Here is a 26,574-nt window from a genome sequence, read left to right on the forward strand (position 1 = left end):
AGCTTTGCTGGAGATGTGTGCAGATTGGTAGACCCAATGGGGTTCCTGGCGGAAGAGAATGGGAGTCGAACCCACCAAAGACCGTCTATCGGCCCCTCCCGGATTTGAAGTCCGGACGCCCCACCAGGGACGCGTCTCTTCCACTATTTAGCGCGTACTTGCAGCTGGTTCACTCTGCGTGAAATCGCCGAACAAGTCCAGCTTGCGCCGGTTTAGCCGACGCAAATCTCCGCGTCGGATCGTGACGCTGTTTCGATCAAAAAATTCAAGAATCTGGATGGCCACCTTGCGACCGCTATCCACACGGTCGCGAAAGCGCGCTGCGATGAACCAGCCGCTGTCGAACTCCGCATCCATCACCGAAAGTATCGCGATCATCTCGGCAATCGTGCTTCGCTGAAAAAAGTGATCGTTTGCAACTTCATGCACACGTCCCATCCGGCCGCCGAGCTTGAGAATACGCCGGATTTCTTCCTCCTTTTCATCAAGCAAACCGGCAATGTCGCGCACGCGCGGCGGGCGAAAGCGCGCTTCGCCGCCGAGCATCGGCGCAATCCGCTCCCATAGCGCCGTGTCGGCATCGCTCAAGGTCACTTCATGATCGCTGAGACGAAGCCAAGCGCCATCAAGCTTCACCAGTTGCGCATCCGTCAGTGCGGCTATCGCAGCCCGGAAAGCGCTTGCAGGCAGGCGCGGCTTTATAAGCAGGCGCAGCCTTTCTACCCCCATGCCGATCAGGTCCGGGTTTTCGTCATGGAAATTGCCAAGCCGCTCAAGAATGGCACTCTGCAACGCATCCCAGTGTTCCGGCAAAAGCAGCAATTGGGATTGGCCCTGCGGCAGAACCGTCGCATTGAGTGCCTGTGCCAGAGAGTGCGGCTCATCGGGCAAAGCCCGGTCGCGCAGGAACGCCGTTGCATCCAGATAAAACGGGTCGACGGACAGCAGTGCCCGTGCCGCTTCTACCGGATCATTAATGGCATGAGCGTCGAGTTGTGCCATCCGCTCGGGGCTGCGGCGCTTGCGCTGCGGCGGGCGCAGGTCGAGAAATCGACCGCCGCCGATTGTTCGCTGTGCGGAAACATCGCGAATGACAAAACGATCACCTGACGCAGCTGCAATCGGGCGATCCAGCACCAGTTGCACGCGCGCTTGAGTGCCCGGCGCGAGGTCATTGTCCTGCAACAGCACGATGCGCGCACCCATTTCCGCCGATGCGTGGTGCAGCCGCACCGGAAACCACTGGTCTATCGGCTTGCGTTCCGACGGCAGGATTGAAAGAGAGGCGTCGATACGGTCTGTCGGCATGTGCAGTTCGGGCGACAACACCATGTCGCCGCGGCTGACAGCTTCCTTGGAAATGCCGTCGCCTGCCAGATTGAGCGCACAACGGTCGCCTGCTTGTGCAGTTTCGCTTGGCCGGTTCTGCGCATGGACCGTACGCACGCGCACCTGCTTGCCCGAAGGGCTGATGGTTAGTTGATCGCCAATTCTGACAGTGCCGGACAGGACCGTGCCAGTCACCACGGTCCCCGCGCCCTGAATGGTGAAAGAGCGGTCCACGGCGAGGCGAAAGCGTCCATCGGCGCGGCGATGCGGGAAATTGTGAGCCTCGCTTTCGAGGGCCGCTTTAAGCTGGTCCAGCCCTACGCCAGTGATGGTGGACACCGGCAGTATCGCCACATCGGCAAGCACGGTTGAGGCCAGTGCATTGCGGATATCCGTATCCACCTCGGCCAGACGCGCGGCGTCGACGAGATCGCTTTTGGTGACCACGACGATGCCGCGTTCGATCCCGAGCAGATTGACTATGGCCAGATGTTCGCGTGTTTGCGGCATGATGCCATCGTCGGCGGCGACCACCAGCAGAACGAAGTCGATGCTGGCCGCGCCTGCCAGCATGGTATGCACGAATTTTTCGTGCCCCGGCACATCGACGAAGCCGAGGATTTCCTGTTCGTTGCCTGTCAGGGGCAGATAGGCAAAGCCAAGATCGATGGAAATGCCGCGTGTTTTTTCCTCCTTGAGCCGGTCGGTGTCGACTTGCGTCAGCGCGCGGACGAGGGACGTCTTGCCGTGATCGATATGTCCCGCCGTGCCGATAATCATGGGCGGTGTCTCTCTGTGCCGCGCGCTTCCGCTATCCGGCGTGCGTCGTCATCGAGTTGGTCGCGTGCAGCCTGCACAAACGAGTCGGCAAGGGAACTGCCTTCTGATTGCGCGCGCAGCAGATGTTCATAAGCCGATAAAGCATCGCGCTCCACACCCATGCCGAGATGCAATGCTGCGCCGAGCATTGCCTCGCCATCGGCATCACCAGCGTCTGCCGCCTTCCGCCACCAGAACACGGCCTGTGCTGGATCGCGCGGCACACCAACCGCGTTATGATAGATCATACCAAGCCGCGTCATGGCGGCGGCAACGCCACCCTCGGCTGCCTTCTGAGCCCATTCGCGTGCTTCCACCGGGTCGGCAGCAACGGTGTCGCCTTCCAGCAGCATCCAGCTCAACATGTCCTGCGCTTGTGGGTCGCCCTGTTCGGCAGCCAGACGATAAAGCCTTGCCGCTTCCGGAAAATCGGGGTCAATGTCCTCGCCCTTGAAGAGAAGTGAGGCGAGATTGCGCTGGCCGGAGGCGTCGCCAGCCTTAGCCGACAAGGCCAGCCATTGATGGGCGAGGTCAATGTTCCTTTCGACGCCCATGCCACCGGCAAAGCAAGCGCCGATATTGTTCTGGGCGCGCGCATTACCCTTGCGTGCAAGCGGCTCCCATATTGACAGCGCCGTGCCATAATCTCCCGATTTTGCCGCGACAAGCGCCTGTTCCAGTAACTGCGCGTCACTGTCCTGTTTCGGCTTGCGGGAGAAAAGATCAGTGAGCCGCATAGGAAGCCAGATTCCTGACAAAGCGCGTCTCATCATCGAGGCAGCGCAGATCGAGAATGAACGCGCCTTTTTCAATGCGACCGATCACCGGCAGCGGCAATTGTCGCAGCGCGGTGGCCAAAGCGGTGAGCGCGGAGCCGCTGCCGTCTTTCGGTACGATGGACAATCCGGCGCTCGGAACGGTCGATAATGGCAAGGCACCGGAGCCGATCTGGCTGGCGCAATCGGTGACGGTCACATCAAAGTCGGCGCCGAGCACTGATTGCAGTTCCGGCTGCAATCGGGTGGCTTGAATGGCGATGTCGCTTTTCGGTCGCGCCAGATAGCGGAGCGTAGGCAGTTTTTCGGCCAGTCTTTCGGGGTTGCGATAGAGCTTCAGCGTTGCTTCCAGCGCAGCGAGCCTGATCTTGTCCACGCGAAGGGCGCGCTTCATCGGGTTTTTGTTGATGCGGGCGATCAGATCGCGCCGCCCGACGATGAACCCGGCTTGCGGTCCGCCGAGCAGCTTGTCGCCGGAGAAGGTGATGACATCGGCCCCTTCGGCAACGGCTTCGCGCACGGTTGGCTCATGCGCCAGGCCAAATGCGGTCAGATCGGCGAGTGTGCCGGACCCAAGGTCGTTGACCAGCGGCACACCGCGCGTCTTGGCGATTGCAGCAAGCTCCGTCGCCGATACCTCACGTGTGAATCCTTCGATGCGATAATTGGAAGTGTGGACCTTCAATATAAGCCCGGTATCCGGCCCGATAGCGCCTTCATAATCGCGCGGATGGGTGCGATTGGTGGTGCCAATCTCCACCAGTCTGGTGCCGGCGCGGGTCATGATATCCGGCATGCGGAACGCGCCGCCGATTTCGATCAGTTCGCCACGTGAAACGACTGACTCCTTGCCTGCCGCAAGGCTGTTCAGCACCAGCAGCACGGCGGCAGCATTATTGTTGACGACGGTTGCGTCTTCCGCGCCGGTCAGTTCGCAGACGAGTGCGCGCAGATGATCGTCGCGTTCGCCGCGCGCGCCGGTTGAAAGATCAAACTCCAGCGAAACGGCTTCGCGCATGGCTGCCGTCGCAGCCTCGATTGCCGCTTCAGCCAGAATGGCACGTCCGAGATTGGTGTGCAGAACCGTTCCCGTCAGATTGAATAGCGGGCGCAGGCTCGATTGCCCGGAAGCTTCAAGCAGATCGATGGCCCGCCCTGTAATCTCTACGCTGTTGGACGGTGCAGCGCCGGATTTCACGGCTTCACGCATGTCGGTCAGGATCGTGCGAATGGCTTCTGTCAATGCCGGGCGACCGAAGCGTTCGAGCGCGGAACCAAGTTCCGGCATTTGCAAAAGCGTATCGACGGAGGGCAATTGCCGCAGGTGAGACCGGGTCTGATCCATGGTGCCTCACAATCCTGCAAGCAGGGCAGCAAAGCCGCCGCGCCGATAGGGCGTTTCGCGCATCAGCATATCAAGGCCAAGGCTTGCCACATCGTCGGTCATCGGGTCAGCGTCGGTGGACTGCTGCTGGTAGATGATCTTGGTCCAGCTTCCGCATTCGTCGCAGGTTTCCGCCTTGATGACGCCGCGGCCGTCTTCGACTTCCTTATAGCCGACCCCCTTGGTTGAGCCGCAGCAGGTGCACTTGATACGGACATAGTGCCAGAGCGTGTTGCAGACCGAGCAGGAACAAAAGCGCGCGCCATGCGCACCTTTCCAGCCAACGACGACTGAACTCGACGGCATGCTGCCGCAAGCGGGGCAGACGCCGTCTGCAACAGGGTTCACGGCTTTTGGATTAAGCGCGGATGCCAGCCGCGTGAAATGCAACTGGAGACCGGCCCAGATATAGATATGTTCGGCAATTGCATCCGGCGGCAGCATGCCAGTGAAGACCGCATCGATCATGCGGCGGCGTTCCGCTGTGCTGGCGGCGATCATCCGCTCCAAAGCGTCGGCGGCATCCTGCGGTTTGGCGATATTGCGTGCGCGGTCAAACAACTTGTCGAAGATTGAATTCAGGGCGCTTTCTGACGCAGCCACATCGCGGTCAATGCAGGGCATTTCGGGCTTCTGGGTGATGTCCGAGGGCGAGACCGGACCAAGCTCTTTCTGGACGGCTGCTTGCGCATCGCTTAGATCGGCGACAAATTCGAGATAGGGTTTGAGCGGGCTCACCGACCCCAGCAGCCGCAGGCGCGCGGCTCTCCGGGCAAACAGGTCGTCGGGATCGGGCAATCGCACAAAGGGTGGAGATGATACCTCGCCAATCGCCGTTGGATCCGGCGCCAGATCTATCTTACCTGCCATTCTACTCCCTCACGAACCCGCCGGGCCACGTGGACCAGTGCAACAATATTTATTCTTGGTCGGTCTCCGGATTTTTCAACCCGGCGATCCATAAAATTATGCAGCCGGTTTGCCGCTTGTCGGCTTGGCCTTTCGCTTGGCGTTCAGCTCGCGCAGCCATTTGCGATGGTGGCGCCATGCCCAGCCACCGGTCACCGTGCCGCGCGTCATGGCGCTGAATGTGCCTCTGATCCAGATTGCAGCGTAGACATGGACGATCCAGACGCAGATGGCGACGACAGCGGCCATCGAGTGGACGAGCAGCGCCCAGCGCTGCTGGTTGATGCTGACGATGGAGCCGAAATATTCGTTCCAGATGGCGAGACCCGAAACGATCAGGATGATGATCAGCAGCGACATCGACCAGAAAACCAGCTTCTGCCCGGCATTATATTTGCCGACTTCGGGCAGCTTTTCCTCATCGCCCGCAATGACGTCATTCACCTGGCCGAGCCAGCGCGTGTCTTCACGCTTCCAAAGATTGGCGCTCCAGAAACGCACGAAAAGGCCAAAGAAGCTGAAGAACAGCACCACGCCGATCCACGGATGGATAGCGCGTGTCCACTGGCCGCCGCCAAAAAGACCGGACAGGAAAAACAGCCAGGGGTGGAACATGGCAAGTCCAGACAGCGCCAGCAACACAAGGCTGAAGGCGGTAATCCAGTGATTGATGCGTGCGCTGCCGGAATAGCGGTGCACGCGCACCGGCTTGCCCGGTTCTATGTCGTCGCTGGCGGATACATCGTCAAAGTCGGTCTTGCTCATGAGCTTTTTTCTCCCGTGAGCTTCTCGGCCTCTTCCTCGTCATGCTCGGTCACAACGTTTGGACCTTTGATGATATAGTGCAGGAAGCCAGCGGCTGCGGCCAGTCCCATGACCGCCATGCCCGCATATTTGGAGACGCCTTTCCAGACCTCGACAACCGGGCTGATGCGCGGATTGTTCGGTAGGTTGGCATAAATTTCCGGTTTGTCGGCGTGGTGCAGCACATACATGACGTGTGTGCCGCCGACTCCCGGCGGATCATAAAGCCCAGCGTTTTCAAACCCACGGGATTTCAGATCCTTAATGCGTCCATCGGCCCATTCCTTCATTTCGTCCTTGGTTCCATAGACGATGGCCTGGGTAGGGCATGCTTTTGCGCAGGCCGGGCCTTGTCCAACCGCAATTCGGTCGGAGCACAGCGTGCATTTATAGGCCTTGTGGGTCACTTCCGAGACACGCGGGATGTTGAACGGACAGCCTTTGATGCAATAGCCGCAGCCAATGCAGTTATCGTGGATGAAATCGACGATGCCGTTGGAATATTGCACGATTGCGCCGGGGGCCGGACAGGCCTTGAGACAGCCAGGGTCCTCGCAATGCATGCAGCCATCCTTGCGGATGAGCCATTCCAGATTGCCGGTATCGGGATTATCCCACTCGGTATAGCGCATCAGCGTGAAGGTATTGGGCGTCAGATCGTGCGGGTTGTCATAGACACCCACATTGATGCCGACTTCCTCATGCGTATCGTTCCACTCGGCACAGGCCGATTGGCACGCCTTGCAGCCAATGCATTTCGACACGTCGATCAGCTTGGCCACTTCGGTCTGGCGTTCGGCGGGCGGTGTCACGGATGACGCCGACCGCCGCATCAGGTCACTGTCACCGAAGCGCGGAGCCTGTGACTGAACACTGGGATTGGGAACGGGTGGAAACATTCTTCAATCCCTTCTAAGCAACAGGCGCGCTGCTGCGTTCGATATTGACCAGAAACGCCTTGAATTCCGGCGTCTCGATGTTTGCGTCGCCGACAAACGGGGTCAGCGAATTCGGACCGAAGCCCTTGCGGGCAGCGCCCATGAAGCCCCAATGCAGCGGAATGCCGACCACATGCACCGTCTTGCCGTCGCAGATCAGCGGCTTGATGCGTTTGGTCACCACGGCCTTGGCCTTGACCGAGCCGCGCTTCGACCAGACGCGCACCCAGTCGCCCTTGGCGATGCCCTTTTCCTTTGCCAGCTCTTCCGAAATTTCCACGAAAAATTCCGGCTGCAGCACGGCATTCACATGCACGTGTTTGGTCCAGTAGTGGAAGTGTTCGGTCAGGCGATAGGAGGTTGCCGCATAAGGGAACTCCTCGGATGCCGTATCGGCGAACTGTTTGAAGTCGTTGTTGAAGACGCGGGCCACCGGATTACCCCGGATATTCGGCGCAACCACATTGGCCAGCGGTGACTCAAACGGCTCGTAATGGGCGGGGAACGGACCGTCGCGCATCATGCCACGGCAGAACAGACGCGATGTGCCTTCCGCATTCATGATGAACGGCCCGACTTCATGCGGCTTGGCGGTCGGCGCGATGTCCGGCACGTCATAGCCTGTCCACTTGGTCCCATCCCATTCGATGAGCTTGCGGCTCGGATCCCACGCCTTGCCGTCAAGATCGGCGGAAGCGCGGTTATAGAGGATGCGCCGGTTGGCGGGCCATGCCCAGGACCAGTTGAGATAGGCTCCGGTCTCGTCGGGATCGTGATTGTCGCGACGGGCCATGTTGTTGCCTGCCTCGGTGAAACAGCCGGAATAAACCCAGCAGCCCGACGATGTGGAACCGTCATCGCGCAGCGCGGCAAAACCGGGCAGCAGTTTCCCAGCCTCCAGAACCACTTTGCTCGGGTCTGTCGGGTCCATCAGCGTGGTCAGCGCACGACCGTTCAGCTCCTGTGCCAGTTCTTCGGCGGTCGGTTCATCCGGGTCCTTGTAATCCCAGACCAGATTGAGAATTGGATCAGGGAACGGGCCGCCTTCCTTGCTGTAAAGCGCCTTCAGCCGCATGTAGATCTGCGCCATGATCCAGTTGTCGGTCTTCGCCTCGCCGGGCGGTGTTGCTCCCGGCCAGTGCCATTGCAGCCAACGGCCGGAATTGGTTAGCGAGCCTTCATCCTCTGCAAAGCAGGTGGATGGAAGCTGGAACACTTCCGTTTTTATCGACGCCGTGTCGACGTCGTTATATTCGCCGTGATTTTCCCAGAAGCGCGATGTTTCCGTTTCGAGCGGGTCCATCGTGACGAGGAATTTCAGCTTCGACAGGGCTGCGGTCAGCTTGTTGCGGTTTGGCACCGCCATCAGCGGGTTGAAGCCCTGGCAGACATAGCCGTTGACCTTGCCATCGTTCATCATGTCGAAAATGCGCAATACGTCATAGTTCGGCACGTCGAGCTTCGGCAGCCAGTCATAGGCGAAGTCGTTTTCCACGGTGGCGGCGTTGCCCCACATGGACTTCTGGAAGCTTACGAAGAACTTCTTGTAGTTCTGCCAGTAGCTCGTCTGGTTCGGACGCAAAGGCTTGAAGCTGCGCGTCGACATATAGGTGTCGAGGTCAATCTCCTTCTCCACCGGGATATTCATATAGCCCGGCAGAAGATTGGACATCAGGCCGATATCGGTCAGCCCCTGAATATTGGAGTGGCCGCGCAGCGCATTCATGCCGCCGCCCCGCACCCCGATATTGCCGAGGATCAACTGAAGCATCGCCATGCCGCGAATGTTCTGCGCACCCTTGGAATGTTGCGTCCAGCCAAGCGCATACATGGATGTCATGGTCTTGATGGGCGACGAGCATTCGCCGATCATTTCGGCCACTTTCAGGAATTTCTCCTTCGGCGTGCCGCAGATGCGCTCGACCATTTCCGGTGTGTAGATGGAAGCGTGCTGTTTCAGCAGGTTCCACACGCAACGCGGATGCTGCAATGTGTCGTCCACGACGGCATAGCCATCGTCGCCGATCACATATTCCCAGCTCGATCGATCATAATCGCGCTTTTCCTCGTCATAGCCGGTAAACAGCCCGTCCTTATATTCAAAGCCGTCCTTGACGATGTAGCTGGCATTGGTGAAGTGCTTCACATATTCCCACTGCACGTGATCGTTCTGGATGCAGTAGTTGATGACGCCGAGCAGGAAGGCGATATCCGAACCCTGACGGATCGGCGAATAATAATCCGCTACCGATGCCGTGCGCGTGAAACGCGGATCGACAACGATCAGCCGGGCGCCACGGTTGGCCTTTGCCTCCGTCACCCATTTGAAGCCGCATGGATGCGCTTCCGCCGCATTGCCGCCCATGACGACGATGAGGTCAGTGTTCTTGATGTCGGTCCAGGCGTTGGTCATTGCGCCACGGCCAAATGATGGGGCGAGACTCGCCACCGTCGGGCCGTGTCAGACGCGTGCCTGATTATCGAATGCGACTATGCCGGTACTGCGCACCACCTTGTAGGTGAGAAACGCTGTTTCGTTGGTTGTTGCAGAAGCGGCGAGGAATCCTGTCGATGTCCAGCGGTTGACGGTAATGCCGGCATCGTTCTTGGCGATGAAGTTCGCGTCGCGGTCATCCTTGAGGTGACGCGCGATCCGATCCAGCGCGTCGTCCCATGAAATGCGCTTGAATGCGCCGGAGCCGGGTTCACGGACCATCGGATATTGCAGGCGGGTTTCCGCCTTGACGAAATCCTTGAGAGCCGCACCCTTCGGGCACAGTGTGCCGCGATTGGTCGGGTGGTCTGTATCGCCTTCGACATGGATCAGGTCGGCTTTTTCGCCCTTGCGCACATCGCCCTTGGAATAAAGGATGATGCCACAGGCCACCGAACAATAGGGGCAGGTATTCCGGGTTTCGGTCGTATTGGCCAGCTTGAAGGGGCGAATGGACTCGGCATAGGCGGTTTCCACCGCACCAAAGCCGAAAGAACCGAGCGCCGAAGCCGCTACCACCGCTCCCGTTCCGCCCAGAAACTGGCGGCGTGAGAGCTCTACATTCATAGCGCGATACCTCCCTGATGATCAGAACCGACGTGCCGGGATATAGTCGCAGGCACGTTGCCGGGCAGGCTTGACTTTCAAGTCGTTAGTTCAACGCAATAAATTGCAGTTGTCAACCGAAGCGAAGGTCGAAAAATGTAACAACAAAGTGCATTTATAAATAACATGACTGTTGCAGTCAGGTATTAATACATGAATGTAATCTTCACGAACACTTTGTATTGTTTGTTCGTTGATTGACGGACTTCTGTAAACGCGGCAGACTACCGGTGTGACTTCTTTCGCTGCTCCCGAGTTTCGGGGCCTTGATCACGGATCAATATTGGCCTGCGCTGACCGTTCCGGTCAGGCGCAACAGCAGCGCTTTCTCCCCACAAACGCAAGAAACAAAGCTCATGGCTCCAGCAGGGGCTATTTAAGGGGATCGTCATGAATCGTCGGGAACTCCTGAAATCCGGTGCGGCCTGCGCCGCCTTCAGCGCCATGCCGGGCTTAACCTTGGCGCCTGCCTTCGCTGCTGACGGCACCTTCGCGCCGCAGCCGTCGAACTGGCGCAGTTTCGAAATCAAGACCGTCGTTAATCCGACCGCGTCCAAGGATGTCATCCGGGCATGGGTGCCACTGGCCGGGTTTCAGGCGGATGACTGGAACCGCCCGGAAGGCAATCGCTGGACGACCAACGCCAAGGTCGCCCAACTGGATCGCGATCCGCATAGCGGGGTAGGGCTTCTCTATCTCGAATGGGCGCCGGGCGAGGAAGCGCCGTCTGCGGAAATCATCAGCCTCATTTCGACCCGCGACCGCGCAAGCAAGCTTGAAGCATCGTCGGCGGTAGCGCCGCTGACGCAAACAGAGCGCGCCAAGTATCTTGCCGGAACACGGCTGGCTCCAGTGGATGGTATCGTTCGGGAAACCGCCGACAAGATTGTCGGCGATGCCGCGAGCGATCAGGACAAGGCGCGCCGCATTTATGATTGGGTTGTCGCCAACACCTATCGACGCGCCTCCACGCGCGGTTGCGGTGATGGCGATATCGTGGCCATGCTGAAGAGCGGTGATCTTGGCGGCAAATGCGCTGATCTCAACCCGCTTTTCGTGGCGCTGGTACGCTCAGCCGGCATTCCTGCACGTGATCTCTATGGGGTGCGGGTGGCACCATCCGTGTTCGGCTACAAAAGCCTTGGCGCGAAAAACGAGGTCATCACCAAGTCGCAGCATTGCCGTGCTGAAATCTATCTCGACGGCGTCGGTTGGGTGGCGACTGATCCTGCCGATGTCCGAAAGGTCATGCTTGAAGAGGAAAAGGACGGGCTGACAGCAGACGATCCGCGTGTCGTTGCTGTTCGTCAGAAGCTCTTCGGTGCATGGGAAGGCAACTGGATCGCCTTCAATGACGGCAGTGACGTCGATCTGCCATCCGCGAAGGGTGGGGAGCTTGGCTTCCTGATGTATCCGCAAGCAGAAGTCGCCAGCACCCGTCTCGATTGTCTCGACGCGGACGCGTTCCGTTACAGCATGACGGCCCGCGAAATTTCGATCTGATACGAAATAACATGCCGGGGCGGTTTCTGTTTGGATCAACGAAGGAACCGCCTTCGGCTCAGGAGGAATTATGGATATCGCATCGCCCATCCGTCTCAGCACTCTGGCGCATGGCGGCGGTTGTGGCTGCAAGCTGGCGCCCGCCGTGTTGCAGAATCTGCTTGCCGATCAGCCCGCCATTCAGCCGTTCAAGCAGTTGCTTGTCGGTACCGAAACCGGCGATGATGCGGCGGTCTGGCAGCTCGACGATGAAACCTGCGTGATCGCCACGACGGATTTCTTCATGCCGATGGTGGATGATCCCGTCGATTTCGGGCGCATTGCCGCAACCAATGCCATCTCCGATGTATACGCCATGGGCGGAACGCCGATCATGGCGCTGGCGATCCTCGGCATGCCGGTGAACCAGATGCCTGCGGAAATGATCCGCGATATTCTGAAAGGCGGTTCCAGCATTTGCGCCGAAGCCGGTATTCCGGTGGCAGGCGGCCATTCCATCGATGCGCCGGAACCGATTTACGGGCTGGCGGTGATCGGCACATGCAAGCTCTCCAATCTGCGCAAGAACAGCGGAGCCAAACCGGGCGACGTGCTCATTTTGACCAAGGGGCTTGGCGTCGGCATTTATTCCGCCGCTTTCAAGAAACAGGTGCTCGACAGTGCCGGTTATGAGGAGATGATGGCCACCGTCACTCTGCTGAACCGTGTTGGCGCTGAACTCGGCAAGGATGAGGCCGTTCATGCGGTCACCGATGTGACAGGCTTCGGCATCCTCGGCCACGCACTTGAAATGGCGCGGGGATCGAAGGTCGGCATCACACTTCGATACAGTGAACTTCCGCTTTTGGGTCAGGCTGCACGCCTTGCAGAGGAGGGCTTTATCACCGGCGCTTCGACCCGCAACTGGGCGAGCTATGGCGACGAAGTGCGTCTTGCGGCTGACGCTCCACTCTGGAAACAGCAATTGCTGACCGACCCACAGACCTCCGGCGGACTGCTTGTTTCCTGTGCACCGGATGCGGCGGAGCGTATTCTCGCGACAATCCGCTCCGCCGGTTATTCGGCGGCGCGTATTATCGGAACGGTCGGTGACGCACCGTCAATGGTAACGGTGGTCGACTAAAGCCCTGATTGATTTGCCAGCAAAATTCGAGCATTTCTTGAGCGTCGCCCAAGCCTAAGGCATAGTGTTTTCAATTATGACAGAGTCGCAACCCGCGATAGGGCGCCGCGATAAGGATTGAGCATGTATTGGGCGGATATTATTGGCATTCTGGCGGTCCTTCTTCTGGTGGCCGCCAACGGCTTCTTCGTTGCCGCTGAATTCTCACTGGTGGCGGTCCGCAAAAGCCGGGTGGCCGAACTCGTCGCCGCCAAGCGGTCGAACGCGACTGCTCTTCAGCGCGCAGTGGATCATCTCGATGCCAACCTGGCGGCTACACAGCTCGGTATCACCATTTCCTCGCTTGCGCTTGGCTGGATCGGTGAACCGGCCCTTGCCCATCTCATCGAACCCGCTTTGAGCGCGCTGCCGACCGAATGGGTGAGTTTTGGGTCGCATGCCATCGCGGTTGCGATTGCCTTCATCATCATCACGGCGCTGCATATTGTGTTGGGCGAACTTGCGCCCAAAAGCCTCGCCTTGCAGCGCAGCGAGGGCACGGCGTTGTTTGTCGTCCGTGCGCTCGGTGCTTTCACCTTTATCTTCTGGCCCGCTATTTCCACGCTCAACGCGCTGGGAAATCTGGTGCTGCGATTGTGCGGTTTGCAACCGGGCAATGGAGAGGGATCGACCCATTCTCCCGAAGAGATCAAGCTGCTCGTCGCGGCTAGCCAGCAAGCTGGCCTGATTGAAATGACGCAGCGCGAGGTGGTGGCGCGTGCGCTGACCATCGGTGACCGCCGCGTGGGCGATATCATGACGCCCCGGCGTGAGATCGACTGGGTGGACGCCGACGACACGCAGGAGCAGATGCTCAAGACTGTCCGCGACTGCCGCCATGAACAATTGCTGGTTGCGCATCAGAGCATCGACGAACCCATTGGCATGGTTCTCAAGAAAGATCTGCTCGATCAGGTGCTCGATGGCCATGCGGTCAATCCGCTGAAGGCAATCCGGGAACTCGTCGTGGTGCATGAGGCGACGCCGATTTTCCGTGTGCTTGAAATCTTCAAGAAAAGTCCTGTGCGGCTGGTCGTCGTCGTGGATGAATATGGCATCCTCGAAGGCATCGTCACCCAGTCGGACCTGCTTGAAGTGATTGCTGGCGACATTCCGGATATTGACGACGAAGAGCCGGATATCGTGACGCGCACGGACGGGTCGCTTCTGATTGACGGCTTGATGTCGGCCCATGAGGCCTTCCATCGTCTGGGATTTACAGAAGTGCCGGAAGATCGCGGCTATCACACGATTGCCGGTTTTGCCCTGCTTCAGCTCGGCGATCTGCCTTCCGTTGGCGACAGTTTCGAATATGACGATTGGCGCTTTGAAATCGTCGATATGGACGGCCGGCGCATCGACAAGATTCTCGCGAAGAAATTATAGGTAACGGTGGGGCCGTCGCTCCGTCGAAAGGCGTAGCGGTTCCGCCTTATACGGCGATATGCCCGGTAGCTCTGTTTGTGCATTCTATCTGCATGAAGATAGAAGCTGAACAGCAACGCCAATTCTGGAATGACTGGAACGCGCAGACCCGCGAAAAGGAGCTGCATGAAATCTCGCGTCGGCAGGCCGAGATGGTTCTCGACAGCTTGGCGCGCACCGGAAGAAGCGGGTTGAAAATCCTCGAAGTCGGTTGCGGCGCGGGGTGGCTCTGTCCGGAGCTTGCCCGGTTTGGCGATGTGGTGGGAACCGACCTTTCTGACGAGGTTTTGCAACGGGCGCAGACGCGCTGGCCTGAGATCAAATTCGTGTCGGGTGATTTCTTCTCGCTGTCCTTCGAGCCGCAATCCTTCGACGTGATTGTCAGTCTGGAAGTGCTGTCGCATGTCGAGAACCAGCCCCAATTCATGGAGCGGCTGGCCGATCTGCTAGTGCCCGGTGGCATGTTGCTGCTCGCAACGCAAAACCGGCCCGTGCTGCAAAAGCATTGCAGCGTCGCGCCGCCCGGTCCGGGACAGGTTCGCCGTTGGGTCGACCGGACAGAACTGGCCGGGCTGGCGTCGCCTTTTTTCAAGATAGAACAGCTGCGCTCCATCACGCCTATGGCGCAACGCGGTTATCGGCGTTTCCTGACATCGCAGAAACTCAACAATGCGCTCGCGCCGGTGATGGGACATCGTCTTCGCGATCTGCTCGAAGCCAATGACTGGGGTTGGACGCTGATGCTGAGAGCCACCAGACATTTGGCCGTATAAGAAGCGGCACCTTTTTCAATCCACTAGCCGACAGCTTTTAAGTATTGGGATCAAGTATAGACCCGCAGGAAAAATATGTTCCTGCGGGTCTCTTTTTTGGCAGGAATGCGCACGACAGTATCCATTCATCGAATTAAATATATGGAAATTATAGAATAATTCGTAATGGAACACTGCCGTGAGTACAAAAAAGCAATTCATTCTCAACGGGTTCGGCATGAATGTCGTTGGCCATGTCTCGGCTGGCCTGTGGCGGCATCCGCAGGACAAGGCGCACAATTACACCAGCATCGACTACTGGGTGAACCTTGCCAAAACGCTGGACGAAGGTGGCTTCGACGCCCTTTTTCTGGCCGATGCGCTTGGGCATCTGGATGTTTTCAACGGAACGCCGGATTCATCGCTGCGCACAGCCGCGCAGTCGCCGGTGAACGACCCGCTTCTGCTCGTTTCCGCTATGGGTGCGGCCACCCGTCATCTGGGCTTCGGCATTACTGTTTCGACGACCTATGAGCAGCCCTATCTGCTGGCGCGCAAATTCACGACGCTCGACCATCTGACCAAGGGGCGAATTGCGTGGAACATCGTGACGTCGGTTCTGGAGTCAGCAGCCAAAAACCTTGGGCTTGATCGCCAGATCGATCATGACGAGCGCTATAATCGCGCGCAGGAATTTCTCGACGTGACCTACCGTCTCTGGGAAGGTTCGTGGGAGGATGACGCCGTGGTGCGCGATCGGGAAAACGGGATTTATACCGACCCTTCCAAGGTCCACCCGATCAATTTCCACGGTCGCTATTTCAATGTGCCGGGCGCTCATCTTTCGCAGCCAAGCCCGCAACGGACACCCTTACTGTTTCAGGCAGGCACTTCGCCGCGTGGGCGCGAATTTGCGGCAAGCAATGCGGAGGTGGTGTTCCTCGGCGGTACTAATACGGCGGCCATCCGCCGCTCGACGGATGCCATCCGCGCGCAGGCCGCCGCGCTTGGCCGTTCGCCCGATGCCATCAAATTCATCACGGCTGTGACCGTGATCACCGCGCCGACCGACGAAGAAGCACAGGCAAAGTACAAGGACTATCTGTCCTATACCAATGTGGAAGCGGCGCTGGCGCTTTTCTCTGCCTGGACCGGTGTGGACTGGAGCCAGTATCCGCTCGACCATCCGCTGGAATATATCGAAACCAATGCCGGGCGTTCGGCGCTTGCGGGCCTCACCAGCATCGATGCCGATCGTCGCTGGACGGTGGAAGGCATTGCCGAATATATCGGTGTGGGCGGCATTCATCCCAAGCTGGTTGGCTCGCCGCAGACTGTCGCCGACGAACTGGAACGTATTGCCGATGAGGGCGGTATCGACGGTTTCAATCTGGCCTATGTGATCAGCCCCGGCACCTTTGAAGATTTTGTCGAACATGTCGTCCCGGAATTGCGCAAGCGCGGGCGTATCCGTGCGCGCACTGATGAGCCGCTGACAATCCGCGAGCGCTTTCAGGGCGAAGGTCACCGTCTGCTGCGTGACGATCATCCGGGTGCAGCGGCGCGTGATCGCTCGCAATGGGCGTCTCCTGTTACGGAGGCGGCGCAGTGAGCGGTATTCATGTCCACTGGTATCTGCCGACCAATGGCGACAGCCGTGAGATTGTCGGCTCCGGTGACGACTCACATCTCGGCAATGGCCCATCAGGTCTGAGCTGGCGCAAACCGACCATCGATTATCTGGAGCAGATTGCCAGAACAGCGGAACTTCTTGGCTTCGAAGCCGTGCTGACGCCGACCGGCACATGGTGCGAAGACGCATGGATAACCACAGCCGCGCTGTCACGCGTGACCAGCCGCTTGAAGTTTCTCGTCGCTTTTCGTCCGGGCTTCATTTCGCCAACGCTTGCCGCTCATCAGGCGGCGACATTCCAGCGCATTTCCGGCGGACGGCTGTTGCTAAACGTGGTGACGGGCGGGGATCCGGTCGAACAGAGACGGTTCGGTGATTATCTCGATCACGATGCCCGTTATGAACGAACGGGCGAGTTTCTGGAAGTTCTGCGTGGTGTCGCCTTACCGGCAGGTGGAGACAAGCGCTTCGATTTCGATGGCAAGCATTATCGCATCGAGGGTGCGCAGATCGACTTCGGCGGATATGGCCTGCCGAAGATCTTTTTCGGCGGCGCAAGCGAGGCCGCGCGTGATGTCGCGGCGCAGCATGTGGATACCTATCTGGTCTGGGGCGAGAATCCAGAGTTCGAGGCGGAACGCATCCGAACCCTCAAGGCGCAGGCGGCGGCGCTTGGGCGCAAATTGTCCTTCGGTATTCGCCTGCATGTGATCAGTCGCGATACGGAGGCGCAGGCCTGGGCGGAAGCCGATGCCTTGCTGGCGAAGCTTTCACCGGAACGCATCCAGCGCGCGCAGGCTATTCTGGCGCGCACCCAGTCGGTCGGCCAGACGCGGATGAACGCGCTCCATAAGGACAAAAGCGAACAGGCTTTTACGCTTCGCAGCGCGCGCGTCCTCGAAATCTATCCGCACCTTTGGGCGGGTTATGGGTTGGTTCGCGGTGGTGCGGGAACGGCCATCGTCGGTAGTCACGAGCAGGTGGCAGAGCTGATTGCGCAATATCACGAGGTCGGGTTCGATCACTTCATCCTGTCCGGCCAGCCGCATATCGAGGAAGCCTATTATTTCGCCGAAGGCGCTTTATCGGTGCTTCGCTCCCGACAATTGCTCGCGGCAGCATAGGAGCCCCCAGCAAAGCAAGGAATGAACGGCATATTCCTCAGCTGTGGTTTCGCGGCAGGCGGCAAATATTAGCCTTTCGCAATATACTGAGAATACTTTATTGCCCGCAGCAAATGATCGGGCTAGCATGTCCCTATTACAACAACGGCAGGACAAACCTGTCGAGACAAATGGGGAAATAAGATTATGAAAATGGCACGCCTTGCCTTCGCCGGTGCACTTCTCGCAACTGTCACCGGTTTTCATGTTGCGCCTGCTGCGGCGCGCGATCTGACAGTTGTCTCCTGGGGCGGCAACTATCAGGATGCGCAACGCGAAATCTATTTCAAACCGTTTTCGGAAAAGACCGGAAAGCCGCTTCTCGATGAATCCTGGGACGGCGGTTACGGTGTCGTTCAGGCCAAGGTGAAGGCTGGCAAGCCCAATTGGGATGTGGTGCAGGTGGAAGCTGAAGAGCTGGCGCTCGGCTGTGCCGATGGTCTTTATGAAAAGATCGACTGGTCCAAGCTCGGCGGCAAGGACAAGTTTCTCGACAGCGCGGTCAATGATTGCGGCGTCGGCGCCATCGTCTGGTCCACGGCTATCGCCTATAATGGCGACAAGCTGAAAGACGGCCCCAAGTCCTGGGCGGATTTCTGGGATGTGAAGAAGTTCCCCGGCAAGCGTTCGTTGCGCAAGGGCGCAAAATACACGCTGGAATTCGCGCTGCTCGCAGACGGCGTCAAGAAGGACGAAGTCTATGACGTGCTGGGCACGCCGGAAGGTGTTGACCGTGCATTCAAAAAGCTCGATGAGCTGAAGCCAAATATCGTTTGGTGGGAAGCCGGCGCGCAGCCGCTTCAACTGCTGGCATCCGACGAAGTCGTGATGGCCTCGGCCTATAATGGTCGTATCACCGGCATCAATCGCGCTGAGGGCAAGAATTTCAAGGTGGTTTGGCCGGGCAGCATCTATGCCGTCGATAGCTGGGTTGTTCTGAAGGACGCCGAGAACAAGGACGCGGGCATGGATTTTATCGCTTTCACAAGCGAGCCTGAAAACCAGGTCAAGCTACCGAAATTTGTTGCCTATGGTCTTCCGAACAAGGAAGCCGCCAGCAAGGTTCCGGCGGAATTCGCAAACGATCTGCCGACGGCGGAAGCTAACATGACAGATGCCATTCCGCTTAATGTCGATTTCTGGATCGACAATTCGGAAGAGCTGACGAAGCGTTTCAACGCCTGGCTGGCTCAGTAACAGAGGCAGCCTGCCAAAGTTCATCGCCGTCCCGTCTGCCGTGACAACAAATGGCCGGAGCGGTTCCGTTAATACCGGAACGGCTCTGGCTGGTAGACGGGATATTCCGATTGCCGGCAAATGGAGTGATTCATTGACGGACTATCGAATTCGATTTGAGAATATCAGTAAATCCTACGCCGATTTCAAAGTTATAGACGGGCTTAACCTCGATATCGCACGCGGTGAGTTTGTCAGTCTGCTGGGACCATCGGGCTCGGGCAAGACTACGCTTCTGATGATGCTCGCAGGTTTTGAAAACCCGAGCGGCGGCAAGCTCATCGTCGATGGCAAGTCTATCAACGATGTGCCGTCCTATAAGCGCAATATGGGCGTTGTCTTCCAGAACTATGCGCTGTTTCCGCATATGAGTGTCGGCGAGAATGTCGCGTTTCCATTGCAGATGCGTGGGCTTGGCAAGGCGGAAATTTCCGACAAGGTCGGAAAAGTGCTGGATATGGTGCAGCTTTCCACTATGCGCGAGCGCAAGCCGTCGCAGCTCTCCGGCGGGCAGCAGCAGCGTGTGGCTTTGGCCCGCGCGCTGGTTTTCGAACCGGGTGTGGTGCTGATGGACGAACCCCTCGGGGCGCTCGACAAGCAGTTGCGCGAACAGATGCAGCTCGATATCCGCGCTCTGCATAGCCGCCTCGGTTTGACGATTGTTTTCGTGACGCACGACCAGAGCGAGGCTCTGACCATGTCGGACCGCATCGCCGTGTTCAACAAAGGTCAGATTGAACAGATCGGTTCACCGCGCGAAATCTATGATGAACCCAAGACCCGTTTCGTGGCGGAGTTTATCGGCGAAACCAATCTTGCCGAAGGCAAGGTGGAACGTATCGACGGAACCAATACGTTGATCCGCCTCAACAATGGCGCCGAGCTGAACGCTTCTTCGTCCGGGGCACTGACGCCGGGACAGAACGTGTTGCTTTCAATCCGTCCAGAGCGGATAGAACTGGGTGGTGAGGGCAAGGCTGACAATAGTCTTATCACGCGCGTTACCGACAGTGTCTATCAGGGCGACCACCTGCGCATCCAGCTGGATGACAAGGCGCATAATTTCATTGTTCGCCTCGACCGCAAGGCGCGCGAATGGCAGCCCGGCGTCGATGTTGTGGCACATTTCAATGCCGCTGATTGCTGGACCATTGTCGCATGACGGTACTCTCCACCAAGAGCACACGCTCCGTTCTGCTCATCGCCCCGCTTTTAATCTTCATTGCGCTGTTCTTCCTGTGGCCGCTCGGCGTAATGGTGAAACAGGCAATTTCCGACACGGCGGTGCTGCGTGTTTTGCCGCAAACGGCAGAAGCGGTGGGCGCATGGGACGGTCAATCCGGCCCGACACCAGAGATGAAACAGGCGCTGGTTGCCGATCTCAAGACCTCCACGGACCAGCAGGCTGTCGGCGATATGGTGCGGCGGCTGAACAGCGCCCAGTCGGGTTTTCGAACGCTGATGAGCAAGACGATCTCGGCCATTGAGAAGGGCGATCCCGCGCTCGATCTTGAGGCCGTTGATAAACGCTGGAGCCAGTCCCAATACTGGCGCGCAATCGCCAACGCATTGTCCCCCACCACGGATCGCAATTTATTGGCCGCCGTGGATATGGAACGCGACAGTTCCGGCGAGATTGTTTCCATGGCGCCGGGCACATCGGCCAATCGCGCCATCATGCTGCGCACCTTCTGGATTGCTGCGCTGGTCACATTAGCCTGCGCCGCTATCGGCTATCCTTATGCGGTGTTGCTGGCTTCCGCCACGGGCTGGGTGAAAAGCGCCTTGTTTGCAGCGGTGCTGCTTCCGCTCTGGACGTCGCTTCTGGTGCGCACGGCGGCTTGGTTCATTCTATTGCAGGACAAGGGGTTGATCAATGACACGCTGACCTGGCTCGGGTTGACGAACGGGCCGCTGCCGCTGATTTTCAACCGGACGGGCGTGATCATCGCCATGACGCATGTGCTGTTGCCGTTCATGGTTTTGCCCATCTACAGCGTGCTGGTGTCGATCCCGAACAATCTGATGCCTGCCGCCGCTTCGCTGGGCGCGCCGCCATGGCGCGCATTCCTGCGGGTCCTGCTGCCGCTCAGTATGCGTGGTATCCTGTCCGGCATGCTGCTCGTCTTCATGAGCGCCATTGGTTATTACATCACACCGGCGCTGATCGGCGGTCCGAGCGACCAGATGATCAGCTCCATCATCGCTTATTATGCAACCGGCTCGGCCAATTGGGGCATGGCTGGTGCGCTGGGCATGGTGCTGCTGGTCGTTTGTCTGGTGCTCTATGCGGTCTATGGCCGCTTGACCAACGAAAAGCCGGGGAGGGCGTGACCATGGGCCGTCCCGTCAAAATCATCTTCGGCGTTGCTGCGGTCATATTTCTGGTCGCGCCGTTGTTTGCCATTCTGCCACTGGCGTTCACCTCAAGCGTGTTTCTCACCTATCCGGTGCCGAGCTGGTCGATGCGCTGGTTCGAAGAACTGGCAACGGCCGATGCCTGGCGACGCGCCATCGTCAACAGCCTGATCATCGGCACTGGCACGATGGCGCTGGCGACGGTGCTTGGCACAATGGCAGCACTTGGCCTGCGCAATCGGGCGCTGTTCCTGTCGGGCCCGATCCGCACGCTGTTTCTGCTGCCGATGGTCGTGCCTGCGGTGGTGATGGGCGTCGGCATGCAATTGCTGTTCGTGCGGCTGGGGATTGCGAATTCCTATTTCGGGGTCATCGTCGCGCATACGGTGGTTTCGATCCCCTTTGTGATGGTGAGCGTCACCGGCGCGCTGGCGGGCATCGACCGGCGCGTGGAACTTGCGGCGGAAAGCCTTGGCGCATCACCGCTGACTGTGTTTCGCCGGGTGACTTTGCCGCTTGCCATGCCGGGCGTGGTTTCAGGTGCCGTGCTGGCCTTCGCCACGTCGCTGGACGAGGTGGTGCTGACGCTGTTCGTCGCCGGGCCAAACCAGCGAACGCTGGCCCGACAGATGTTTTCCACGATCCGCGAAAACATCAGCCCGGCGATTGCCGCCGCAGCCTTCCTGTTTATCGCGGGAACCCTGATCCTCGGTCTGGCGGCGGTGCTGTTCAAAAGGAAAACACCGCGCACGGCTTGAATGAAACTTTCCAGCCGTGCTCCGGCGCCTGCATGAAATAGGGAACCATTCACGCTGTGAGGGGTTTGAAATTCATGCACGTTTCAAAAGCGAATTCAGAAAGCACCTCGCTTGCGGCGCTATCGACGGATAATGCCGGATATGCGCTTTTCTTCGATATAGACGGAACCTTGCTGGATCTGGCACCGACGCCGGACAGCGTCGTGGTCGATTCAGCGCTGGTGACCGCGCTGGAAAAACTGCGCCAGCGTTTGTCCGGTGCTGTGGCGATTGTGACCGGACGCCCGCTGGAATTTGTGGCGGAGCGTTTTCCGTCTTATTCGGGCGCTGTTGCGGCATTGCATGGCACCGAGTTTCGCCTGCCATCGGGGCATGTCGAGATGCTGGAACCCGGCGAACAATTCGAGCGTGCCAAGGATTTCATTCGTCAGACGCAGGCGGGGATTGCCGGTCTTCTGGTCGAGGATAAGGGCAATGCCATCGCTGTCCATTTCAGGGCTGCGCCCGACAAGGAAGACATCGCCCGAGAGCTGATCGACGCGGCGGAAAAACTGGCTGGTCCCGATTGGCGGGTGCAGGCTGGAAAATATGTCTTCGAACTGCGCTCGCGTCATGGCGATAAAGGAGCAGCCTTGCGCCGTTTGATGCGGAGCGCGGCCTTTGCCGGTCGTCTTCCGATCGCCTTCGGTGACGATCTGACGGATGTGCCGATGCTGCAGGCAGCGATGGATATGGGCGGGTTGGGCGTTGCGGTGGGCGATGCGATCGGCGATCTGTCCACTGACAGGGTTGCCTCGCCGGAAGCCTTGCGGGCATGGGTGATCGAAATGGCGGGTGAGCAATAATATGATGAAAGGAGAATGGAGTGGGACGCCTTGTCGTGGTTTCCAACCGGGTGCCCTTGCCGGACAAGCAGGGGAAAGCACCGGCGGGAGGATTGGCCGTCGCCTTGCAGGCGGCTTTGAATGTGCGCGGCGGGGTCTGGTTTGGCTGGTCGGGTGAAACATTGTCCGGCAGGCAGACACACCAGCTTGAAACAAAGCAGGTCGGGCCGATCAGCTATGCGCTGTTGAGCCTGCAAAAGAAAGATATCGACGAATATTACGCTGGCTTTGCCAACCGAATGTTGTGGCCGCTTTGTCATTACCGGCTCGACCTGATCGACTATACCCGCAAAGACATGGCGGGATATTTCCGCGTGAACCGGTTGTTCGCGCAGCAATTGCTGCCGCTGCTTGAGCCGGACGACATCATCTGGGTGCATGATTATCATCTGATCCCGCTGGCCGAAGAGTTGCGGCGCTGCGGTGTGGAAAATCGCATCGGCTTTTTCATGCATATCCCCTGGCCGCCGGCTGATCTGCTTTTGACGCTACCGGTGCATGAGGCGATCATTCGCGGCTTGACGGCCTATGATCTCGTCGGGTTTCAGACTGAAAACGATGTCGAGAATTTCATCAGTGGTTTGCGGCGCGAAAAGATCGGCAAACAGATCGAACCTCGCCGCTTCGAAGCGTTCGGGCGTAGTTTCAGCGTGGACAGTTTCGGCATCGGTATCGAAACGGAGATGTTTGCCGAGATCGCCAGCAAGACCCAGAACAGCCCATCCGTAAAGCGCATGCGCGCCAGCATGAGTGGGCGCGATCTGATCATCGGCGTCGACAGGCTCGATTATTCCAAGGGGATTACCAATCGGCTCGAAGCTTTCGAGCATTTCATGAAAATCGATCCGGTCAATCGCGGCAATGTCACCTTCTTGCAGGTAACGCCGAAGTCGCGAACCGAGGTGCCGGAATATAAGGCGATGCAGCGGGAGGTGGCGGAAATGGCCGGGCGCATCAATGGGGCCAATGCGACCTTCGACTGGACGCCGATCCGCTACATCAACCGGTCTCTCAACCGTGATGTGCTGGCCGGGCTTTATCGCTTGTCGAAAGTGGGGCTGGTCACGCCGCTGCGTGATGGCATGAATCTCGTTGCAAAGGAATATGTTGCGGCGCAAGACCCCGATGATCCGGGTGTGCTTGTGCTCTCACGCTTTGCTGGTGCGGCGCAGGAACTGGACGGCGCGGTACTGGTCAATCCCTATGACACGGAAGCGGTGGCCTATGCGATAGCGCGTGCGCTCTCCATGCAATTGGAGGAGCGGCAGGAGCGCTTTAACGGGATGATGGATTTTCTGAAAACCCACGACGTCACACGATGGTGCGACGATTTTCTGGCACGGCTTGCGCCGGAGAAATAGGCAACAGCGTGCGCCCGTTTCGGGCGCAAGCTATTCTTGAAATTTAGGCTACAGCCTTGCCGTAAGTGCGCACGACATTGCGGACGGCTTCCACCATCAGGGCGTGCGGCGTCGGTTCGACGTCACCGGAGGCAACCGCCGGATAAAGCGTGCCCAGATACTGGCTGATCAGCGTTTCCGGTATCTTGCGACCTTCCAGACGCTTCAAAAGTGCATCCACAGCAGCGGTTGCCACCGGGTGCGGCCAGTAATAGCGGATGCGGTCGCTATAGGAGAAATGGCGTTGCAGACGCAGTTCTTCCGCATCGCCGTGATAGTACTTTTCCCAGTTCTTCGGCTCGGTCAGAAGCAATGCTTCCATCTTGCCGCGCAGGGTTTCTTCTTCCGGCAGCTTGTCGAGGAAAGCTGCAATCTGGTCGAGACCGTAAAGCGCCTCGCGCAGTGCAAAAGTCAGGCCGGGGCCGACTTTCAAAATGGCGAAACCGTCGTGAACGAGATCGGAAAGCGCTTCCACCGGCTGATAGTCGGTTGAATGGGCTTCGAACACGAATTGCGGCATTTCGCTGAGAACACCGCTCAGCGCCGTCGCCTTCTCGCTGTTGTAGAAGACAACATTTTCGTTGCCGAATTCGACAGCCGGTTGCACCACCACGCCGATGGCGCGAGCAAAGGCGTCTTCCAGTCCAAGTGCTGCGAAAGCCTTGCGGTGAATGGCGACGGTTTCGACCGCAGCGCCCGGCTTGGTCAGTTCCAGCTCTTCGATTTCTTCCATAGCGCCGCCGGGGATCGGGACTTCCGTTCCGATGATATAGACCGGCAGGTCGTATCCGGCTTCGCGGGCCGCTGCTTCAGAAACTTTGGCCAGGCGCGCTGCACGCTCGGCGGTCACAGCATCGGGCAGCGCGACCGGTTCACCAGCGCAGCCCATCGACGTGTCGAGGTGGATTTTGGTGAAACCCGCGCGCACGAAGGCATCGATCATGACATCCGATTTCAGCAGGGCTTCTTCGGCAGGCAGATGCTTCCACGGGTTCGGACCGAGATGGTCGCCACCCAGAATAAGCCGCTTGGTGTCGAAGCCGACGCGAGCCGCGATATCTTCCACAAAGCGACGGAAGTCGGCAGGCGTCATGCCCGTATAGCCGCCGTCCTGATTGACCTGATTGCAGGTAGCCTCGATCAGCACGTCCGTCTCGGTCGCGATGCCTTCGAGAAGGGCTGCCTCGATCACCAGCGGATGCGCAGAGCAGATCGACGTGATGCCGCCGCGAATGCCGCGGGCGTAACGTGCGGGAAGTGCGCTCAGAACTTTCGTGCTGCTCATGCTGGAACTCCGTTTTTCTGAAGGAAGGCTTCAATTTCGGTCATGGTCGAGGTGCCTTCCATCGGTCCTTTGACGCCAACGGCGCGTGCGCCGGTGGCGTTGGCGATGACAAGAGCTTCCTTCGGGGCCATGTCGCGCAGCCAGCAGGTAACGAATGCTGCGCCAAAACTGTCGCCTGCTCCGGTTGGGTCGATTTCATCGACCTTGAAAGCAGGTGCCAAGACTTCGCCGGACTGGTCGAAATAGCTTGCGCCTTCAGCACCGCGCTTGATCACTACGGCTTTGATACCGCGGGCCAGCAGTTCCTCCACGGCAGCCTTTTCCTCGGTCACCTTGGTGAAGAGGAAGATTTCCGGACCGCTCGGCATGAACAGGTCGGTGTTTTCCAGCGCATGGGCCAGTGCCTGGCGCATGCCCGGCAATTCCAGCATTTCCTTGCGGATATTCGGGTCGAAGGAGACAGTGCCGCCCTTCGCCTTGATGCGGATTGTCGCCTCGTGGATCGCCGAAACAATGCCATCGGAGAACAGGGCCGAGCCCATGATATGCAGGTGATCGGCGGTCTCGATCAGCTTTTCGGCTTCCGGCGTCAGGCCGATGGCGCTGCAGGCGCTGTGCTTGATGTTGAAGATGAAATCGCGATTCCCATCCGGGCGATAACGCACAAAGGCGCTGCCGGTGGCGGCTGTCGGATGTACGCCGATGGCCGAAACATCAACGCCGTCTCTTTGCAGGCGCTCGACATTGAGTGCACCGAAATCGTCATTGCCGACCGCGCTGACCATGCCGCAAGGCTGGCCCATCTTGGCCGCCTGATCGATGAAGATCGCAGGCGCGCCGGAAGCGAACGGGCCGATCAACGGGATGGCGGACTTGAAACCATTGCCGGTTTCTACGGCCATGATCTCGACGACGATTTCGCCGATGGTGATGATCTTTTTCATATGCTGCACCGA

21 protein-coding genes and 1 tRNA gene are annotated in these 26,574 nt (G+C 58.7%); 12 read left to right on the forward strand and 10 right to left on the reverse strand.

Annotated elements, in window-relative coordinates:
* Positions 1-46: 46 nt before the first annotated feature.
* From QBD01_RS15175 to fdnG, 8 genes are all read right to left on the reverse strand, one after another.
* A tRNA-Sec gene (locus QBD01_RS15175) sits at positions 47-142 on the reverse strand.
* Between the two features lie 5 nt (positions 143-147).
* A complete protein-coding gene (gene selB / locus QBD01_RS15180) occupies positions 148-2,109 on the reverse strand; it encodes a selenocysteine-specific translation elongation factor (RefSeq protein WP_280993481.1) in 1,962 nt (653 codons plus the stop codon).
* Positions 2,106-2,885, reverse strand: a complete 780-nt coding sequence (locus tag QBD01_RS15185; RefSeq protein WP_280993482.1) for a tetratricopeptide repeat protein — start codon at positions 2,883-2,885, stop codon at positions 2,106-2,108. The genes selB and QBD01_RS15185 overlap by 4 nt, the downstream gene beginning before the upstream one ends.
* Positions 2,872-4,269, reverse strand: coding sequence for an L-seryl-tRNA(Sec) selenium transferase (gene selA / locus QBD01_RS15190; RefSeq protein WP_280993483.1), 1,398 nt, complete (start codon positions 4,267-4,269; stop codon positions 2,872-2,874). The genes QBD01_RS15185 and selA overlap by 14 nt, the downstream gene beginning before the upstream one ends.
* A 6-nt stretch (positions 4,270-4,275) precedes the next feature.
* Entirely contained in the window at positions 4,276-5,178 is a 903-nt protein-coding gene (gene fdhE, locus QBD01_RS15195) for a formate dehydrogenase accessory protein FdhE (protein WP_280993484.1), read from the reverse strand.
* A gap of 96 nt (positions 5,179-5,274) precedes the next feature.
* Positions 5,275-5,982 (reverse strand): formate dehydrogenase subunit gamma, encoded by a 708-nt coding sequence (locus QBD01_RS15200; protein ID WP_280993485.1) that lies wholly within the window; start codon positions 5,980-5,982, stop codon positions 5,275-5,277.
* Positions 5,979-6,920, reverse strand: coding sequence for a formate dehydrogenase subunit beta (gene fdxH, locus QBD01_RS15205; protein WP_280993486.1), 942 nt, complete (start codon positions 6,918-6,920; stop codon positions 5,979-5,981). The genes QBD01_RS15200 and fdxH overlap by 4 nt, the downstream gene beginning before the upstream one ends.
* A 13-nt stretch (positions 6,921-6,933) precedes the next feature.
* Complete coding sequence (gene fdnG, locus QBD01_RS15210; protein WP_280993487.1) at positions 6,934-10,020, reverse strand: formate dehydrogenase-N subunit alpha; 3,087 nt, start codon at positions 10,018-10,020, stop codon at positions 6,934-6,936.
* A 429-nt stretch (positions 10,021-10,449) separates the two neighbouring features.
* Here fdnG and QBD01_RS15215 point away from each other — a divergent pair, with 429 nt between their 5' ends.
* The 12 genes from QBD01_RS15215 to otsA all read left to right on the forward strand — a co-directional run bounded on the left by QBD01_RS15215 (position 10,450) and on the right by otsA (position 24,294).
* Positions 10,450-11,562 (forward strand): transglutaminase domain-containing protein, encoded by a 1,113-nt coding sequence (locus QBD01_RS15215; protein ID WP_280993488.1) that lies wholly within the window; start codon positions 10,450-10,452, stop codon positions 11,560-11,562.
* Positions 11,563-11,632: 70 nt separating this feature from the next.
* On the forward strand, positions 11,633-12,685 hold the full coding sequence (gene selD, locus QBD01_RS15220) for a selenide, water dikinase SelD (RefSeq protein WP_280993489.1): 1,053 nt from the start codon (positions 11,633-11,635) through the stop codon (positions 12,683-12,685).
* Between the two features lie 123 nt (positions 12,686-12,808).
* Positions 12,809-14,110 carry a hemolysin family protein gene (locus QBD01_RS15225; RefSeq protein ID WP_280993490.1) on the forward strand — a complete coding sequence of 434 codons (1,302 nt, stop codon included), beginning with the start codon at positions 12,809-12,811 and terminating at the stop codon, positions 14,108-14,110.
* Positions 14,111-14,202: 92 nt separating this feature from the next.
* On the forward strand, positions 14,203-14,922 hold the full coding sequence (locus QBD01_RS15230; RefSeq protein ID WP_182521216.1) for a class I SAM-dependent methyltransferase: 720 nt from the start codon (positions 14,203-14,205) through the stop codon (positions 14,920-14,922).
* A gap of 217 nt (positions 14,923-15,139) precedes the next feature.
* Positions 15,140-16,513, forward strand: coding sequence for an LLM class flavin-dependent oxidoreductase (locus QBD01_RS15235; RefSeq protein ID WP_280993583.1), 1,374 nt, complete (start codon positions 15,140-15,142; stop codon positions 16,511-16,513).
* Positions 16,510-17,658: an LLM class flavin-dependent oxidoreductase gene (locus QBD01_RS15240; RefSeq protein WP_280993491.1), complete on the forward strand. Its 1,149-nt coding sequence runs from the start codon at positions 16,510-16,512 to the stop codon at positions 17,656-17,658. The genes QBD01_RS15235 and QBD01_RS15240 overlap by 4 nt, the downstream gene beginning before the upstream one ends.
* A gap of 186 nt (positions 17,659-17,844) precedes the next feature.
* On the forward strand, positions 17,845-18,894 hold the full coding sequence (locus tag QBD01_RS15245) for an ABC transporter substrate-binding protein (RefSeq protein WP_280993492.1): 1,050 nt from the start codon (positions 17,845-17,847) through the stop codon (positions 18,892-18,894).
* A gap of 133 nt (positions 18,895-19,027) precedes the next feature.
* Positions 19,028-20,095, forward strand: coding sequence for an ABC transporter ATP-binding protein (locus QBD01_RS15250; protein WP_280993493.1), 1,068 nt, complete (start codon positions 19,028-19,030; stop codon positions 20,093-20,095).
* Positions 20,092-21,267 (forward strand): ABC transporter permease, encoded by a 1,176-nt coding sequence (locus QBD01_RS15255; RefSeq protein WP_280993494.1) that lies wholly within the window; start codon positions 20,092-20,094, stop codon positions 21,265-21,267. Before QBD01_RS15250 ends, QBD01_RS15255 begins: the two co-directional genes overlap by 4 nt.
* Positions 21,268-21,269: 2 nt before the next feature.
* Entirely contained in the window at positions 21,270-22,049 is a 780-nt protein-coding gene (locus QBD01_RS15260; RefSeq protein WP_182521211.1) for an ABC transporter permease, read from the forward strand.
* Between the two features lie 74 nt (positions 22,050-22,123).
* Positions 22,124-22,894 (forward strand): trehalose-phosphatase, encoded by a 771-nt coding sequence (otsB, locus tag QBD01_RS15265; protein ID WP_280993495.1) that lies wholly within the window; start codon positions 22,124-22,126, stop codon positions 22,892-22,894.
* Positions 22,895-22,914: 20 nt separating this feature from the next.
* The gene (gene otsA, locus QBD01_RS15270; protein WP_280993496.1) at positions 22,915-24,294 is read left to right on the forward strand and encodes an alpha,alpha-trehalose-phosphate synthase (UDP-forming); all 1,380 of its coding nucleotides are present in this window, start codon (positions 22,915-22,917) and stop codon (positions 24,292-24,294) included.
* 43 nt (positions 24,295-24,337) lie between these two features.
* On the opposite strand, the gene QBD01_RS15275 is transcribed toward otsA, so the two are convergent.
* Together QBD01_RS15275 and QBD01_RS15280 are read right to left on the reverse strand one after the other, a co-directional pair.
* On the reverse strand, positions 24,338-25,618 hold the full coding sequence (locus QBD01_RS15275; protein WP_280993497.1) for a D-tagatose-bisphosphate aldolase, class II, non-catalytic subunit: 1,281 nt from the start codon (positions 25,616-25,618) through the stop codon (positions 24,338-24,340).
* Positions 25,615-26,562 carry a sugar kinase gene (locus QBD01_RS15280; RefSeq protein ID WP_280993498.1) on the reverse strand — a complete coding sequence of 316 codons (948 nt, stop codon included), beginning with the start codon at positions 26,560-26,562 and terminating at the stop codon, positions 25,615-25,617. The genes QBD01_RS15275 and QBD01_RS15280 overlap by 4 nt, the downstream gene beginning before the upstream one ends.
* Between the last annotated feature and the right edge of the window lie 12 nt (positions 26,563-26,574).

The organism is Ochrobactrum sp. 19YEA23, from assembly GCF_029909865.1.
Taxonomy (GTDB): Bacteria; Pseudomonadota; Alphaproteobacteria; order Rhizobiales; family Rhizobiaceae; genus Brucella; species Brucella gambitense.

Bases quoted from the DNA above. Each gene is read 5' to 3' on its own strand.
- selB (WP_280993481.1), bottom strand. From the start codon at position 2,109: ATGATTATCGGCACGGCGGGACATATCGATCACGGCAAGACGTCCCTC.
- QBD01_RS15185 (WP_280993482.1), bottom strand. From the start codon at position 2,885: ATGCGGCTCACTGATCTTTTCTCCCGCAAGCCGAAACAGGACAGTGAC.
- selA (WP_280993483.1), bottom strand. From the start codon at position 4,269: ATGGATCAGACCCGGTCTCACCTGCGGCAATTGCCCTCCGTCGATACG.
- fdhE (WP_280993484.1), bottom strand. From the start codon at position 5,178: ATGGCAGGTAAGATAGATCTGGCGCCGGATCCAACGGCGATTGGCGAG.
- QBD01_RS15200 (WP_280993485.1), bottom strand. From the start codon at position 5,982: ATGAGCAAGACCGACTTTGACGATGTATCCGCCAGCGACGACATAGAA.
- fdxH (WP_280993486.1), bottom strand. From the start codon at position 6,920: ATGTTTCCACCCGTTCCCAATCCCAGTGTTCAGTCACAGGCTCCGCGC.
- QBD01_RS15215 (WP_280993488.1), top strand. From the start codon at position 10,450: ATGAATCGTCGGGAACTCCTGAAATCCGGTGCGGCCTGCGCCGCCTTC.
- selD (WP_280993489.1), top strand. From the start codon at position 11,633: ATGGATATCGCATCGCCCATCCGTCTCAGCACTCTGGCGCATGGCGGC.
- QBD01_RS15225 (WP_280993490.1), top strand. From the start codon at position 12,809: ATGTATTGGGCGGATATTATTGGCATTCTGGCGGTCCTTCTTCTGGTG.
- QBD01_RS15230 (WP_182521216.1), top strand. From the start codon at position 14,203: ATGAAGATAGAAGCTGAACAGCAACGCCAATTCTGGAATGACTGGAAC.
- QBD01_RS15235 (WP_280993583.1), top strand. From the start codon at position 15,140: ATGAATGTCGTTGGCCATGTCTCGGCTGGCCTGTGGCGGCATCCGCAG.
- QBD01_RS15245 (WP_280993492.1), top strand. From the start codon at position 17,845: ATGAAAATGGCACGCCTTGCCTTCGCCGGTGCACTTCTCGCAACTGTC.
- QBD01_RS15255 (WP_280993494.1), top strand. From the start codon at position 20,092: ATGACGGTACTCTCCACCAAGAGCACACGCTCCGTTCTGCTCATCGCC.
- QBD01_RS15260 (WP_182521211.1), top strand. From the start codon at position 21,270: ATGGGCCGTCCCGTCAAAATCATCTTCGGCGTTGCTGCGGTCATATTT.
- otsB (WP_280993495.1), top strand. From the start codon at position 22,124: ATGCACGTTTCAAAAGCGAATTCAGAAAGCACCTCGCTTGCGGCGCTA.
- QBD01_RS15275 (WP_280993497.1), bottom strand. From the start codon at position 25,618: ATGAGCAGCACGAAAGTTCTGAGCGCACTTCCCGCACGTTACGCCCGC.
- QBD01_RS15280 (WP_280993498.1), bottom strand. From the start codon at position 26,562: ATGAAAAAGATCATCACCATCGGCGAAATCGTCGTCGAGATCATGGCC.